A 15,420-nucleotide genomic window follows, 5' to 3' on the forward strand; every position below is an offset into this window, starting at 1 on the left:
CACACCTTGACCTCAGCGTTGGATGTCTCAGCCTTCCCGCTCCGCCTCGATCGCCGCCAGGATGCGCGGCGGCGACATCGGGATGTGGGTCATGCGCACGCCGGCCGCGTTCGACACCGCGTTGGCGATCGCCGCCAGCGGCGGCACGATCGAGGTTTCGCCGACGCCGCGCACGCCATAGGGGTGGTTGGGGTTGGGGATTTCCAGGATCTGCGTGTCGATCATCGGCAGGTCGGAGCACACCGGGATGCGGTAGTCGAGGAAGCCGGCGTTCTGCAGCCGCCCGTCCTTGCCGTAGATATACTCCTCGTTGAGCGCCCAGCCGATACCTTGCGCCGCGCCGCCCTGGTACTGGCCCTCGACATAGGTCGGGTGCACCGCCTTGCCGGCATCCTGCACCACCGTGTAGCGGATGACCCTGGTGGCGCCCGTCTCGGGGTCGACCTCGACGTCGCAGATATGGGTGGCGAAGGAGACGCCTGCGCCGTCGGCGACGAGCTCGCTATGGCCGGCGATCGGCCCGCCGGTCTTGCCGGACTGGGCGGCGATCTCCTTCAGCGAGAGCGCGGCGAGGTTGCCGTATTTCTCGCCCCTGGCCAGCGCGTGGCCCTTTTCCCAGACGATGTCGTCGACCGGAATGTCCCACATCTGCGCGGCCCGCTCGCGCAGGATCCTGATCGCGTTGCGGGCCGCCGAGATCGTCGCCATCGAGGACGAGAACGTGCCGCGGCTGCCGTCGGTCATGTCGTTGTAGCCTAGACTGGATGTGTCGGCGACGATCGCCTTGACCTGGCTGTAGTCGATGCCGAGCTCTTCCGCCGCCACCAGCGACAGCGACGCGCGGGAGCCACCGACATCGACAGTGCCGACGGCGAGCGACACCGAACCGTCCATGCCGACGTTCAGGTCGGTGCAGGTCTGGCCGCCGAAATTGAACCAGAAGCCGCAGGCCATGCCGCGCCCCTGGTTTTCCTTGAGCGGCGCCTTCATATGCGGATGGTGCTTGGCCGCTTCCAGCGTCGGGCCGATGCCGATCGGGCCGTAGACCGGGCCGTAGGAGGAGCGCGTGCCTTCCTGGGCGGCGTTCCTGATGCGGAACTCGACCGGGTCGATGCTGATCTCCTTGGCCAGCTCGTCGACGGCGCTTTCCACCGCGAAGGCCGCCATCGGTGCCGACGGCGCGCGATAGGCCGCGGTCTTCGGGCGGTTGACCAGCACTTCGTAGCCCACCGTCTTGACGTTATCGAGCTTGTAGCAGGCAAACGCCGTCATGGCGCCGACCTCGGCCCAACTGCCGGCATAGGGGCCGCTGGTGTAGCGCAGCGTCGCTTCGGCGGCGGTGATGGTGCCATCCTTGCGGGCGCCGATCTTGACGTCGATCGAGGTGGCGCTGGTCGGCCCCGAGGCGCGGAACACCTCGTCGCGAGTCATGACAAGCTTCACCGGGCGTCCGGCCTTGCGCGACAAAGCCAGCGCCACCGGCTCGGCCCAGACATGGGTCTTGCCGCCGAAGCCGCCGCCGATCTCCGAGGAGGTGACGCGCAGCTTCGAGGCTTCCATGCCCAGCAGCTGCGCGCAGTGCTGGCGGTAGACGAAATGCCCCTGCGTGCAGACCCACAGGTCGGCGGTGCCGTCGGAGCTGACGCTCGCCACGCAGGCATGCGGCTCGATATAGCCCTGGTGCGTCTGCTCGGTCTTGAACGAGCGCTCGACGATGAAGTCGGCATGCGCGAAACCCTCATGCACGTCGCCATGGCCGTATTGCGTGCGCTTGGTGACGTTGGACGGCTTGACCGGCTTCTCCTCCAGCCCCTCGGTGAAGATCGCGTCGTTGATCAGGGGTGCTGTATGCGCCATCGCCTCGTCGACATCGGTGACATGCGGCAGCGGCTCGTAGTCGACCTCGATCAGCTTCAGCGCCTGCCTTGCCGTGCGGGCATCGACGGCAGCGACGGCGGCCACCGCATGTCCGTCATAGAGCGCCTTGGTGCGCGCCATGCAATTGTCGAGGATGTCGTACATGGCGGCATCGCCATCGGTGAGGTCGGGCAGGTCGGCGGCGGTGATCACCGCCTTCACGCCGTTCAGCTTCTCGGCCTTGGAGGTGTCGATCTTGCGGATTTTCGCATGGGCGTGCGGGCTGCGCAGGATGCGCCCGACCAGCTGGCCGGCCATGTTGAAGTCCGCGCCATAGCGGGCGCGGCCGGTGACCTTGTCGACGCCGTCGGGGCGGACGGGGCGCGTGCCGACGGATTTGAAACTGCGCCCCGAATAACGCGGATCGAAATTCATTGTCAGGCTCCCTTCATCACGCTGGCCGCATCCTGGACGGCGCGCACGATCTTGTCATAGCCGGTGCAGCGGCAGAGGTTGCCGGCCAGGCCGAAGCGGATTTCCTCCTCGGTCGGGTCGGGATTCTTGGCGAGCAGGTCCTTGGCCGCGATCAGGAAGCCCGGCGTGCAGATGCCGCATTGCAGCGCCGCATGCTCGAGGAACTTCTGCTGCAAGGGATGCAGCTGATCGCCATGCGCCATGCCTTCGACGGTCTCGATCCGCCGGCCCTCGGCTTCAGCGCCGAGCACCAGGCAGGAGCACACCAGCCGGTTGTCGAGGATGACGCTGCAGGCGCCGCAATCGCCGGTGCCGCAGCCTTCCTTGGCGCCGGTCAGGCCGAGCCGGTCGCGCAGCACGTCCAGCAGCGTCTCGTCGGGCTGGCACAGATATTCGATCGTGTCGCCATTGATGGTCGTTGAAACTGCTATGCCAGCCATCATTTGCCTCCTGCACGTGCATAGGCGGTCATGGCGGCCCGCCTGGCCAGCACGCCCGCAACCTTCCGTCTGAATTCGATGGTGCCCCTCTTGTCGTCGATGGGGCGGCAGGCGCCGGAGCAGACCTTGGCCAGCCGCTCGAGCGCCGCTTCGTCGAGCTTCCTGCCAACAAGGGCCTCGGCCCCTTCTTCCACCAGCAACACGGTCGGCGCGGCGGCGCCGATCGCCACGCGGGCCGCCGTCACGACGCCCGCTTCGTCCAGCGTCAGGTTGACGCCGGCGCTGACCACGGCGATGTCCATCTCGGTGCGCGGAATGAACCGCAGATACGCATCGCCCGAATGCGGCGCACGCTTGTCGAGCAGGATCGCCTCGATGATCTCGCCCCTGGCGAGCGAGGTCTTGCCCGGCCCGACCGGCACGGCTTCCACGGCGATCGTGCGCCTGCCTCCGGGCCCGGCAATGACCGCCCGGGCGCCGGCCGCGACCAGCGCCGGCACGCTGTCGGCCGCCGGCGAGGCGTTGCACAGATTGCCCGTCATGGTGCAGCGGCCCTGCACCTGCTTGGAGCCGATCAGCTTCGCCGCTTCGACGACGCCCGGCCAAGCCTTCTTCAGCACCGCGCTCTCGCCGAGCACGGCGCAGGGAACAGCGGCGCCGATGCTGAAGCCGTCGGCCGTTTCGCGGATGTCGCTCAAGCCGGCGATGCCCTTGATGTCGACGATCAGCTCCGGTTCGATGAAGCCGCCCTTCATCCTCACCAGAAGGTCGCTGCCGCCGGCGAGAATGGCCGCCGGCCCCGCCGATCCGGCCAATTGGCCCACGGCATCTTCGATTGAAAGCGGACGTATGTAACGCATCGTCTCCCCTTGATTGTCGCGATCTCGCCGACCGTTATAAACTGTCTCCCCATAATGACCATCCGCTTCCTCATTCGCGACGATGGGCCACACGCCGCAAAATGCAGTCCCAAATCCACCCGAACCGGCGTAAGTTAGGCGTGCGCCAGCCGGACAGGCCCAACGAGCGACGGAGGCGGGCCTTCGGAAAAAAATCCAGGGCCGATGTCGGACTGGCCAGGCCTTGCTCGTCCTTGGGGCGTCGAACAGCAATCATGAAAGGAAAGAATATGCCCGGCACCGTACGTTTGCACCGCGTTCTGACGACCAGCCCGGAAAAGGTCTACCGCGCCTTCGTCGAGGCGGATGCGCTGACGAAATGGCTGCCGCCGAACGGCTTCACCTGCACGGTCGATCATCTCGAGGCAAAGGTCGGCGGCACGTTCAAGATGGCCTTCCGCAACTTCACCACCGGCGGCAGCCATTCCTTCGGCGGCGAATATCTTGAACTCGTTCCGGGCGAGCGCCTGCGCTACACCGACAGGTTCGACGATCCCAACCTGCCCGGCGAGATGCAGGTCACGGTAGTCCTGAAGAAAGTCTCGGTCGGCACCGAGATCGACATCACCCAGGCCGGCATTCCGGACGTCATCCCGGTCGAGGCCTGCTATCTCGGCTGGCAGGAATCGCTCCGGAACCTGGCAAAGCTCGTCGAGCCCGAGATCAATCAATAATTCGCTGAGTGCAGCGCTGTCGACGATGACATCCTCATCGGCGGCGCCAACGGCTGCGGGCGGTGACAAACAGGGGCCTTGACCGCACCATCTTGCGCGTGAAACCTCTCCGGCCAAAGGGCAGTGCAATCGCATACGGCAGCGCCGGCCCCTCTCCGTCCGCTGCGCGGCCACCTCTCCCCCATTACATGGGGGCGAGGAAACGCCAATCTCCGAAGTCGCGGCTTTGGGAGGCTTGGTTCCTCGCCCTCACAAAGTGGGGGAGAGGTGGCCGCGCAGCGGACGGAGAGGGGGAGCGCCCTATGCGATTGTCCTCGCCTTGTGACCGGCATGTCACGAAGAACGCGGCGGAGGCCAAGAAGCATGACCCTCACCAACCGGGACATCGTCGAGCTGACCGAATGGCGGCGCAAGCTGCACCGGCGGCCGGAAATCTCGAACGAGGAGGAGAATACGGCCAAAGAGGTCGTCGCCTTCCTCGCCGATACCGCGCCTGACAAGGTGCTGACCGGCCTCGGCGGGCATGGCGTGGCCGCCATCTACGACAGCGGCAAGGCGGGACCGACGGTGCTGTTCCGTTCCGAACTCGACGCGCTGCCGATCGAGGAACTGTCCGGCGCGCCGCATGCCTCGCAGGTGCCCGGCAAGTCGCATATGTGCGGCCATGACGGACACACCGCGATCCTGGCGTCGCTTGGCCGCCAGCTCGGCCGCCAGCGGCCGGCAAGCGGCCGCGTCGTGCTGATGTTCCAGCCGGCGGAGGAGACCGGCAATGGCGCGGCCGGCGTCGTCGCCGATCCGCGCTTCGGCGAGATCGCGCCGGATTTCGCCTTCTCGCTGCACAATCTGCCCGGCGTGCCGTTCGGCGAGGTGCGGCTGAAACCCGGCGTGGTCAATTGCGCCTCGCGCGGCATGCGCATCATCCTGGAGGGCAAGACCGCGCATTCCTCCATGCCCGAGACCGGCATCTCGCCGATGCCGGCGATCTCGGAGCTGATGCCGGCCTTGCCCGCGCTCGGCCGCGCGACCTTCGCCGATGACGACTTCGCCATGGTCACCGTCACCCATGCCGAGATGGGCGAAGCCGTGTTCGGCATCGCGCCTGCCCATGCAGAAGTCTGGGCGACGCTGCGCACCCGCCGCGACGAGCGCATGGCGGATCTGTGTGCCGCCGCCGAGACCCTGGTCAAGGAGATCGCCGCCCGCCACAGCCTCTCCGCCTGCTGGGACTATCACGAGATTTTCGTTGCCAGCGTCAACGCGCCGGACGCGGTGCAACACCTGCGGCGCGCCCTCGACGAAGAAGGTGTCGCGCATGGGCAGGAAGCCCTGCCGATGCGTGCCTCGGAAGATTTCGGCCTGTTCGGCCACGGCGCCCCGTCGGCCATGTTCTTCCTCGGCGCCGGCGAGAAGCACCCTGCCCTGCACAATCCGGACTATGATTTTCCCGACGACCTGATCCCGATCGGGTCGAGGATTTTCATGCGCACCGCCCGCAATCTGCTGGGCTGAGCTTGGCTTAACTCAGCCTCCGAGGCGGCAAGTCGCGCGCGGTTGCGGTCGACTACGACCACCCTTGACCGACACAGACACCCGGTGGCGCGCTCGCTGTCCCGCCGCATCATCGACCGTCATGCAACGGTCTGGCTCGGAACGATGAGGCTTGCACCACAACATCGGTTTCTTCAAGGTAGGAGCAACGGCGGACATAGATGTCGTTGCTTGCCGATTTGACCGGAAGGTTACAGCACCATGCCACTCAGGATTCGACGATTGGCCGCCAGGACTCTGACGCGCCCGGCGCGACGTCTCGGAGATCTGACTGCGATGTTTGTCCTGATTGCCAGGCCGCTCGTCTTTGGAATCGCCCTTTTGTTGGCTGGTCCGACGCAGGCGCAGGCGCCGGCGAGTGTCCCGCCTGAAAAGGTCAAACAGCTGTTCGAGCTTCTCGACGACCCGTCGGTGAAGACCTGGGTGGCCGAACAACGAAATCAGGACGCCGGGTCGACGCAAGCGCCTGCCCAGGCAGGCGCTCCCCCTGCCGGCGCATCGTCCGACCCCGTGGCCGCACCGGCCCGGATGAACACGATGGCATCCTCCACGCTCGATCGGATCAGGCATCATATCGAAAGGATCGTGGGAACCTTGCCCTCGCTGCCAGGCCAGTTCGCCCGCGTTCGGGCTGCGACCATGGAGGATATGTCCAGCAAGGGATCCGCCGGCGTACTCTTGCTGATTGCGATGTTCATCGCCGCCGGGCTGGCGCTCACCTGGGCAACGTACAAGCTCACCCGTCCATTTCGTCTTTGGATCATCGCGCAGCCGAAGGACACCCCCACCGGGCGAGCCAAGAAGATTGGCGGCCGCACGCTTTATTCCAGCATGCTGATCGTCTCCTTCGCGCTGGGCAGCGCCGGCGCGTTCATGTTGTTCGACTGGCCGATGCTCATCCGCGAGATTGTCCTGACGTTTCTGATGGCTGCGGTCGTTACATGGGGTGTGCGCATGTACGTCACGGCCTTGCTCGTCCCTTCCTTCATGAACGTCGAGAACGCTGTCGAGGTTCGTGCCTTGCCGATCACCAACGAAACAGCCGACCATTGGACTTATTGGCTATCCCGGATCGTCGGCGTCTTCGCCTTCTTCGCCGCCGCGTTTTTCCTCTTGCCGGGTCTCGGCATCGATCGGGATGGAATGCTGGTGCTGTCGACGGGCGCCGATTTCGTGCTGCTGCTGCTTTTCCTGCTTGCCGTTTGGCGTCGGCCAAGAACACAGCGGGACGGTGCGCGCCAAAGCGGTCACACGGCAGCGACATGGTTGTTGACTTGCTATTTCGTCGTTCTGTTCCTGCAGCGCATCGCCGGTCTTGATGTATTCTTCTGGTTTACCTTCGCCGCGTTCTTCCTGCCCGGGGCAATCGTGCTGACGCAGCGCGGGGTCAATTTCGTCCTGCGGCCGGGTTCGGAAGATGCTGGCCGGCCGACGATCCCGGCGGTGACGATCGCGGCCATCGATCGCGGAATCCGGATGATCTTGATCCTGGCGGCGGCTTACTTTCTCGCGCGTGTCTTGGGTCTGGACATGCAGTCCATGCAAGATCGCGATACGATGACGACGCTCATATTGCGCGGCTTGATCAATGTCATGGTCATTGCACTTGCCGCCGATTTCGGCTGGTCGATCATCAAAGCCTTGATCGAACGAAAGCTGGGCATCGAAACGCCGCACGCGGTCATCGGCGAGGAGGACGTCCCGAACCTCGATCCTCAGCAGGCGCGGCTGCGCACGCTCTTGCCGATCATCCAGAACATTCTGCTCGCAGTGATCGTGGTGATGGCGGTGCTGATGATGCTCGCGTCGGTGGGTATCCAGATCGGCCCGCTGATCGCCGGCGCCGGCGTCGTTGGCGTCGCTGTGGGATTTGGGGCACAAACCATCATCAAGGACATCATTTCGGGCGTGTTTTTTCTGCTCGATGACGCGTTCCGTGTTGGCGAATACATTACATCCGGACGTTATGTCGGAACGGTGGAGAGCTTTTCGCTGCGCTCGGTGAAGCTGCGCCACCACCGTGGCCCGCTGTTCACGATACCTTTCGGCGAACTCGGGGCGGTCCAGAACCAGAGCCGTGACTGGGTTACCGACAAATTCAACATCACCGTCGGTTACGACACTGATATCGACTTCGCTCGCAGGCTGATCAAGCGGATCGGCCTCGAACTGGCGGAAGATCCCGAGTTCAAACACTGGGTGCTCTCGCCGATCAAGATGCAGGGCGTACAGGAGTTCGGCGAGTACGGCATCGTCTTGAGGGTCAAGGTCACAACCAGACCGGGAGGCGCCTTCGCCATGAAGCGCAAATTCTATGTACGAATTCGCCAAGTCTTCAAGGAGCAGGGCATCGAACTCCCATTCCCGACCGTTCACGTCCAGGGGCTGCAGAACCCGCATGGACCGGAGGATGCGCCGTTGGAGATCACACCCGAGTTGAGAATGGCCGTCGCCCAGTCGCACACCAACCGGCGCAGAAGAAAGGTGGCACAAGAAGCAGGAAAGCCGTGACGCCTGCCGGTCACGGCGCGGCTTCCACATAGCGCCCACGGCGGGGACACTCCTGAGATGCCGAACGCCATCCAAGCCACGCCGGCAGCACTCCGGCCTGGCTTCAAACCGGCCCTGGCCTTCAAACCGACCTAGTCCTTAAACAGGCAGGCCCGCCCTTTGAAGCCCACTCTTGATCCTCTCCATATCCTGCGGATCCCTGAAGGGCATCTGGCCAATGCCTTCCGAAAACGAATAATCCGGATTGATCGCCATCAATTCGCTCCAGACCTGGCGCGCGCCCTCGCCGTGGTCCAGCAGACCAAGCACCGCCGCCAGATAGGCGCGGCTCATATCGGTCTTGGGAACCAGCAAGATGCGCTCGCGCAGCAGGGCGGCCGCGGTTTCGTATTTGCCGGCGATAAGGTGCGCCACCCCCAGATGATGCAGATAGAGATGCGAATAGAGCGGGTCGAGGCGGATTGCCCGCTCCATGTCCGCGATCGCCGCCAGGGGCTTTCCCGAATACATGTTGAGCATGCCGCGCAGCGACAGCGAAGGCGCGAAGTTCGGGTTGAGCGTGAGCGATATCTCGACCTCCGCTGCCCAGCGTTCGAAATCCTTCCGGTACATCGAAACTAGGGCAGCAACGCCATGCGGAAACGGATCGTTCGGATCGCGATCGATGGCTTCATCGACCAGCCTGCCGGCCTCGGCCAGTGCGCAACCGGGTTCGCTCACCCAGCGATTGTAGTAGGCATGCGCCATCGCCATTGCGAGCGCGGCGTAGGGTGCCGCATAGGCGGGATCGTGATCGATCGCCTTGCGAAACAGTTCTGCCGTCCGCCTGAAGACATCGGCATTCTGCGTGGCGCCCCGTTGCATCGCGCGGCCACGCAGGAAGCAGTCATACGCATCGATATCGGTGGTTCCCGCCGAAGTGATCCCAGGCCATTGGGCCGCCTCCTTCGGGTTCAAGGCGATGTGGAGTTCGCCGACGATCTTGCGGGCCACCTCCTCCTGGACCGCGAACATGTCCGCCAGCTCGCGGTCGTAGCTTTCGGCCCATATATGCGCGCCCGTCTCTCCGTCGCTCAGCTGAGCGACGATGCGCAGGCGGCTGCCGCTCGTGCGCACACTTCCCGCCAGGACATAGCGGACGCCCAGATCCCGGGCGACGGTGCGGATGTCGACCGACTTTCCCTTGTAGGCAAAGCTCGAGCTGCGGGCGATGACGACCAGCCCGGACAGCTTGGACAACATCGTTATGATCTCTTCGGCCAGCCCGTCGGCGAAATACTCCTGTTCGATGTCGGTGCTGAGGCTGGTGAGCGGAAGAACGGCAAGCGACGGCTTCGCCTGCGGCTGGACCGTCTTGTTGGCTTCATCGAGGCCTGGCCCGAGAAAGCGATAGCCGATGCGGGGCACCGTCGCGATCCATTCCCCACCGTCCGGCATCGGTCCAAGCGCCTTGCGCAGCAGCGCGATCTGCACCGAAAGATTGCTCTCCTCGACGACGCTGCCCTGCCAGCCGGCGTCCATCAACTCGGTCTTGGTCAGGATCTCGCCCTGCCGCTTGAGCAGTGCGTCCAAAAGCAGAATGCCCCGGCGGCCCAGCGCCACGGGCTCTCCCTCGCGCAGCAACGTCCCCTTGTAAGGGTCCAGCGTAAACGGGCCAAAAACGGTTGCTTGCTTCGACATTTTCTGGGTGCTGGCGCGCCTTAGGAAATTGTTCGCAGATTATTCGGCATCGCTTCAATACGCGAGTGCCGTTTCAAGACACCTTCTCCGGCGCCGCACCAAAGGCCGGCCAAGGATCCACCGGGACCCCTGCACCGCAGGATCGTTCAATCGGCGGACGCTGAAGCAGCCCTGCCGTGGGCCGGTGAAGAGTTCGCGATGAACTTGCCGCCGCAACCAGGCTCCAAGGAGAAACTTCAATGTCGACTGCTCTAACCGCACTCGTCTCGGCTGCCGCGCTTGCCTTGGGCATGTCGGCAACGGGCGCAATCGCCGCCCCGGTGAAATCCATCGTGCTGGTCCATGGCGGATTTGTCGATGGATCCGGCTGGGAAGGCGTCTATGACATCCTCAAGAAGGATGGCTATGAGGTCACCATCGTCCAGAACCCGACCACATCGCTCGCCGACGATGTCTCCGTCACCAAGCGCGCGATCGCCGCGGCATCGGGCAACGTCATCCTCGTCGGCCACTCCTATGGCGGCGTCGTCGTTTCGGAAGCCGGCACCGATCCCAAGGTGGCGGGCGTGGTCTACATCACCGCTTTCGCGCCGGATGCAGGCGAATCCGTATCGAGCCTGATCGCCAACCCGCCGCCCGGCGCTCCGGTGCCGCCGATCCTGGCGCCGGTCGATGGATTCCTGTTCCTCGATCGGGGCAAGTTCGCCGCGTCGTTCGCCGCCGATGTCCGCCCGGACCTCGCTTCCTTCATGGCGGACTCCCAGGTTCCCTGGGCCGTGGCCGCGCTGGAGGGCAAGGTCAGCGCGCCTGCCTGGAAGGTGAAGCCGAGCTGGTACCTGGTGGCGACCGAAGACAAGATGATCCCGCCGGATGCCCAGCGCGCCATGTCGAAGCGCGCCGGTTCCACCGTCGTCGAGGTCCCGGGCAGCCACGCCATCTACGTGTCGAAGCCCGGCGCCGTTGCCGAACTCATCGAAGAGGCGGCCCAGACGGCGAAGCCGGTCGCAAATTAGCCGGTTTCTTTTCTACCTATCCAACCGGCGGCATGAGCAGAAAAACATCCAGGCTTGACGCACTTCGGCGGGCACGCCCGCCTCGCCGCGGTGGGCAAGCCGCACACCGGGTTCCGCGCGAACGTGAATGCGCTTGTCGGATCGTGGCGGTCCTCGGCGGTGACTGGAGAGGGATGGCGGGCTTACACCCGCCATCCGCACGGCGCATGGGTCGCCACTCCGTCACTCGACAAAAAGCCAATGTCGGCAAATCTGGCGCTCAGCTTTGCGCTGGTCCGAGGACATGGCATGCTCCTGCCGAGAGGCTGAGGTTTATGCACGCATACGTTCTCAAGCGCTATGGCGGCCCGGAAAGCGCGCGGATGATGGAGGTACCGGCGCCCGTGCCGGGGCCGCGCGATCTTCTCGTCGAAGTCCGGGCCGTGGGCCTGAACCCGGTGGATTTCAAGTTCCGTCAGGGAAAGCTGCGCGCCATCCTGCGGCCAAGGCTGCCGCTGGTGCTTGGCAACGAACTCGCGGGCAATGTCGTTGCCGTTGGCAGCCAGGTCGGGCGGTTCCGCGTGGGGGATCCTGTGTTTGCCCGGGTCGCCAAGGAACGCGCCGGCGCCTTCGCCGAGCAGGCATGCGTCGATCAGGACCACGCCGCTTATATGCCCCGGACGCTGGATTTCACGGACGCGGCGGCGGTCCCGCTGGCCGGGCTGACCGCCCTGCAGACGCTGAGAGACCTGCTCGGTGTCAAACCGGGGCAGAAACTGTTCATCTCCGGCGGCGCCGGAGGGGTCGGCACCTTTGCCATTCAGATCGCCAAATGGCTCGGCGCTCATGTAACGACGACCGCTTCGAAGAGAGGGGAAGCGTTGGTGCGCTCCCTCGGCTGCGATGAGGTGATCGATTATACGGTCCAGGACCTGTCCAGCGTGGAAAGCAGATTTGACGCGGGACTTGACCTGATCGGCGGCAAGGTGCTGGAGCAGATGTTCGACATCATGAAGCCCGGAACCATGGTCGTTTCGGTGGCCGGCGTACCGGAACCGCAAACCGCTATCAGGGATCTGGGCGGCCGCAAGGTTCTCTCCGCCGTCCTCTGGCTCGTCAGCTACGGCATCCGGGCCCGAGCCCGCCGCAGAGGCGTCGGCTATCGCTATTTCTTCATGCACCCAAGCGGCCGCGATCTCTCCCTGCTTGCCGAACTCATCGAGCAGGGCAAACTGAAGGTTGTCGTCGACCGGACATATCCATTTGCGAAGATCGCCGAAGCGCTCGACTATGTCGAAAGCGGACACGCCAAGGGAAAAGTGGTTGTCACGATCCGATAGGTTGACGGCTCGCCTGCCCCCCGCGATCCGCTGGTGTCGCCATGATCGGTGTCTTCCATCGCCCGACGATGTCGCCGACCTCGTCGACGGGGAAATCCGCCTTGAAACAGCATCCTTGCACGAGACATTAGATGTGGCTGAGTGAATTCGAAATTGTCCTGCGCGACCGCGTCATCGCCTGCGGCGCCCTCAGGATCGAGAACGGCAGGATCGCCGAGATTCGCGACGAACCCGTTGAGCAGGCCGACATATCGGGTGGCGGCCGCCTGCTGCTGCCCGGCTTCATCGACATGCATGGCGACATGGTGGAGCGGGAAGTCGAGCCGCGCATCGGCGTCCACGTGCCGATGCGGATCGGCATCGCCGAGCTCGACAAGAAGCTCGCCTCCTGCGGCGTCACCACCGCCTACGCCGCGCTCTCCTTCATCGGTGCCAGCGTCACCAGCGGCGTGCTGCGTTCGGAAGATCATACGACCACGATCATCGACACCATGACCGCAATGAAGGGCGACCTGCTGGTGGATCACCGCATCCATGCCCGCTTCGAGGTGACATTCACCCCGGCGGTTCCCATGCTGCAAAAGCTGATGGACGCAGGCAGGCTGCACCTGATCTCGCTGATGGATCACACGCCCGGACAGGGACAGTACCGCGACGTCGAACTCTACATCGCCCGCATCGCCAAGGAGCGCGGCATGTCGGTTGCCGCGGCATCCGAGGTCGTCGGCAAGCGCATGGCCGGCCGCGAGGGCCAGGGCGATGTGTTGAACGCCCTGCAGGACCTTTCAGCCCGTGCGCGCGCTCGTGGCATCGTGCTCGCCTCGCATGATGACGACACGCTGGAAAAGGTGGAGCTCGTCCACGGCCTCGGCGCCATGCTCAGCGAATTCCCGGTAACCCTGGAAGCGGCGCGGGAAGCCCGCAGGCTTGGCATGCACACCGCCATGGGCGCCCCAAACGCGCTGCGCGGCGAATCCTACTCGGGTAATCTTTCCGCCCGCGAGGCCTACGAGGCCGGGCTGCTCGACATGCTGGCCAGCGATTACCACCCGGCCTCGATCCTGCCGGCCATTCTCGGCCTGGCGGAACTGCGCGACGGTGGCCTCGTGGCGGCGGCGGCGCTGACAAGCGCCAACCCGGCCGCGGCGCTGGGGCTCACCGACCGCGGCGCCATCGAGCCCGGGCTGCTGGCCGATCTGGTCGTGGCTGACCGCCAGCCCGTGCCGCGTGTGCGCGCCACCTTCCGCGCCGGCCGCATGATCTATGGCGACGGCACGCTTGCACCGGCGCGAAATGCGCAACATTCTCAGGTTGAACGGGCGACCGCCGGCCTTGAACTGCTGTAAAAGGAAAGCCGTTCCACAATTACTGGAACTGCTCTAAACGTAGAGCACGACCGTCATGCCCCGGACCTCGGCCATTTCGAGCAGAAGATCCTGCAGGCTTTCGAGGGTCGGCGCGGTGCCGGTTGTTGCCGTCAGCTCCGCGATGCTTTCTTTCATGGAAATAGCCGCAACTCCGGTTTTCTCGGACAGCAGCCGTCCGATGGCCGCGCGGGCATTCTGGTCAGGCATGATTCCCCTCTCATGCTGGGATCTCGGCACGGTTTTTTCAATGATATGGGCCGCCGCTCTCCCGTCCTTATCACGGGTAGGAGCCCTGAACCGCCTCGGGCCGCCGACGCATCAGCAGATAGAACGCGGCGACATGCGTGATCATCAGCAGGGGAACATAGATGATCGGAATCGCGTAAGCCGCGCCCAGTTCTCCGGCCAGATCGGGAAGGCCGAGCAGAACCCCATGGTAATAGTCGACGACGATGTCGACTGCCCCGACCAGATTGAAGGCGACGACGAACAGCCAGAAGGCTGAACGCATCCGCACCGTGAGCAGCCCCAGCATGGCCAGCAATCCGGTGGCGAAGTCGGCATAGGCGGCGAAGACCGCGAAACCGGCGGGCAGATTGGTGCCGACGACGCCGGGAAGGATGAAGACCAGCCCGAAGAAACGGAAACTGTGCAGCGTGGCGATGGCGCGTTGCGCCTCGATCGGGTCCATCGATCTGAGCCTCGGCCAGACATAATAGCCGAAGCACAGCAACCATGGCACGTAGCCCAAGGCGAGATGGATATTAAAGATTGTTGCCGGTGACATCAGTGCCTCCTGTCAGGCCTTGCCCGGAACGGCTTCGAAGACGGCCGTCAGGATGCCCAGCCGGTCCTCGCCGAGATTGCGCCCGAGGTTGGCGGCAACGCCCGCGAAACCCGATCCCATGACAACGCCAAGATTGAGCAAAGCGGGCGGCCCGGACGCCCGCAGCTGGGCGAACCAGGCCTTGGCCGTTGCGGTGTCGTCCTGCCACACCAGCGGTTCAAAGCCCGCCTGCTCGATCCGCGTCCGCGTTTCGGCCGCTGTGAGCAGAAAACTCTCCGCTGGAGTGCGCGCCCAGGGAACGGGGTAGTGAGGGTCGCCGCCGTTCAGCACGACGTCATAGGTGGCAAACCGGCCGCCCGGCTTCAGCACCCGCCTGATCTCGCTATAGAGCCCTTCCCTGTCGGCGATGTTCATCGCCACGTGCTGCAGCAGCACGACATCGAACTGGCCGTCATCGAAGGGAAGCGCCAGCGCACTGGCCGCTTCGAAGGTCACCTTTCCGCTCAGCCCGGTACGTTCGGTCAGGTAATCCGCCGCCTCGACGAACGGCTCGCTGAGGTCGACGCCGGTCACCCGGCAGCCATAAGTCGCGGCCAGGAAGCGGGCCGGCCCGCCAAGTCCCGATCCAGCATCCAGAACCGTTGTGTCCGGCCCAATCCCGGCCAGGCCGGCAAGTTCGGCGGTCGCCGCGAGCCCTCGGGTGTGGAACTGATCCAGCCCGGCCAGTTGCTCCGGCATGAGCCGCTGGTCCTCCGGCCCGAGAGCCGCCAGCGCCGTCTTGAGACGCTCGGTCAGGCCGCTGGCATGGTAATGGGCGCGCACGCCGTCGAGATTGTCTGTCATCGCGG

13 protein-coding genes are annotated in these 15,420 nt (G+C 64.7%); 6 read left to right on the forward strand and 7 right to left on the reverse strand.

Annotation, left to right across the window (positions count from 1 at the left end; all coding sequences use genetic code 11):
* Positions 1-27 precede the first annotated feature (27 nt).
* The 3 genes from FJ938_RS09865 to FJ938_RS09875 are packed head-to-tail and all read right to left on the reverse strand — an operon-like array spanning position 28 to position 3,631.
* A complete protein-coding gene (locus FJ938_RS09865) occupies positions 28-2,292 on the reverse strand; it encodes a xanthine dehydrogenase family protein molybdopterin-binding subunit (protein WP_140693159.1) in 2,265 nt (754 codons plus the stop codon).
* A 2-nt stretch (positions 2,293-2,294) separates the two neighbouring features.
* Positions 2,295-2,771, reverse strand: coding sequence for a (2Fe-2S)-binding protein (locus FJ938_RS09870; RefSeq protein ID WP_140693161.1), 477 nt, complete (start codon positions 2,769-2,771; stop codon positions 2,295-2,297).
* Positions 2,771-3,631: a xanthine dehydrogenase family protein subunit M gene (locus FJ938_RS09875; protein ID WP_140693163.1), complete on the reverse strand. Its 861-nt coding sequence runs from the start codon at positions 3,629-3,631 to the stop codon at positions 2,771-2,773. Before FJ938_RS09875 ends, FJ938_RS09870 begins: the two co-directional genes overlap by 1 nt.
* A gap of 269 nt (positions 3,632-3,900) precedes the next feature.
* Here FJ938_RS09875 and FJ938_RS09880 point away from each other — a divergent pair, with 269 nt between their 5' ends.
* The 3 genes from FJ938_RS09880 to FJ938_RS09890 all read left to right on the forward strand — a co-directional run bounded on the left by FJ938_RS09880 (position 3,901) and on the right by FJ938_RS09890 (position 8,406).
* On the forward strand, positions 3,901-4,344 hold the full coding sequence (locus tag FJ938_RS09880) for an SRPBCC family protein (protein ID WP_140693165.1): 444 nt from the start codon (positions 3,901-3,903) through the stop codon (positions 4,342-4,344).
* Positions 4,345-4,707: 363 nt separating this feature from the next.
* The gene (locus FJ938_RS09885; RefSeq protein ID WP_140693167.1) at positions 4,708-5,856 is read left to right on the forward strand and encodes an amidohydrolase; all 1,149 of its coding nucleotides are present in this window, start codon (positions 4,708-4,710) and stop codon (positions 5,854-5,856) included.
* Between the two features lie 315 nt (positions 5,857-6,171).
* Positions 6,172-8,406, forward strand: coding sequence for a mechanosensitive ion channel family protein (locus FJ938_RS09890; RefSeq protein WP_140693169.1), 2,235 nt, complete (start codon positions 6,172-6,174; stop codon positions 8,404-8,406).
* Between the two features lie 138 nt (positions 8,407-8,544).
* Here the strand turns inward: FJ938_RS09890 and FJ938_RS09895 are convergent, their stop codons facing one another.
* Positions 8,545-10,086, reverse strand: a complete 1,542-nt coding sequence (locus tag FJ938_RS09895; protein ID WP_140693172.1) for a winged helix-turn-helix domain-containing tetratricopeptide repeat protein — start codon at positions 10,084-10,086, stop codon at positions 8,545-8,547.
* Between the two features lie 290 nt (positions 10,087-10,376).
* On the opposite strand from FJ938_RS09895, the gene FJ938_RS09900 reads away from it, so the two are divergent.
* From FJ938_RS09900 to FJ938_RS09910, 3 genes are all read left to right on the forward strand, one after another.
* Positions 10,377-11,099 (forward strand): alpha/beta hydrolase, encoded by a 723-nt coding sequence (locus FJ938_RS09900; protein WP_140693354.1) that lies wholly within the window; start codon positions 10,377-10,379, stop codon positions 11,097-11,099.
* 314 nt (positions 11,100-11,413) lie between these two features.
* A complete protein-coding gene (locus FJ938_RS09905) occupies positions 11,414-12,418 on the forward strand; it encodes an NADP-dependent oxidoreductase (RefSeq protein ID WP_140693174.1) in 1,005 nt (334 codons plus the stop codon).
* 131 nt (positions 12,419-12,549) lie between these two features.
* Entirely contained in the window at positions 12,550-13,764 is a 1,215-nt protein-coding gene (locus FJ938_RS09910) for an alpha-D-ribose 1-methylphosphonate 5-triphosphate diphosphatase (protein ID WP_140693176.1), read from the forward strand.
* Positions 13,765-13,797: 33 nt separating this feature from the next.
* Here FJ938_RS09910 and FJ938_RS09915 read toward each other — a convergent pair whose 3' ends face one another.
* From FJ938_RS09915 to FJ938_RS09925, 3 genes are all read right to left on the reverse strand, one after another.
* Positions 13,798-13,992 (reverse strand): hypothetical protein, encoded by a 195-nt coding sequence (locus tag FJ938_RS09915; RefSeq protein ID WP_140693178.1) that lies wholly within the window; start codon positions 13,990-13,992, stop codon positions 13,798-13,800.
* A gap of 70 nt (positions 13,993-14,062) precedes the next feature.
* Positions 14,063-14,572 carry a hypothetical protein gene (locus FJ938_RS09920; protein ID WP_140693180.1) on the reverse strand — a complete coding sequence of 170 codons (510 nt, stop codon included), beginning with the start codon at positions 14,570-14,572 and terminating at the stop codon, positions 14,063-14,065.
* Positions 14,573-14,584: 12 nt separating this feature from the next.
* Positions 14,585-15,415, reverse strand: a complete 831-nt coding sequence (locus FJ938_RS09925; protein WP_140693182.1) for a class I SAM-dependent methyltransferase — start codon at positions 15,413-15,415, stop codon at positions 14,585-14,587.
* Between the last annotated feature and the right edge of the window lie 5 nt (positions 15,416-15,420).

The sequence above is a fragment of the Mesorhizobium sp. B2-4-14 genome (genome assembly GCF_006442155.1).
Lineage (GTDB): Bacteria > Pseudomonadota > Alphaproteobacteria > Rhizobiales > Rhizobiaceae > Mesorhizobium.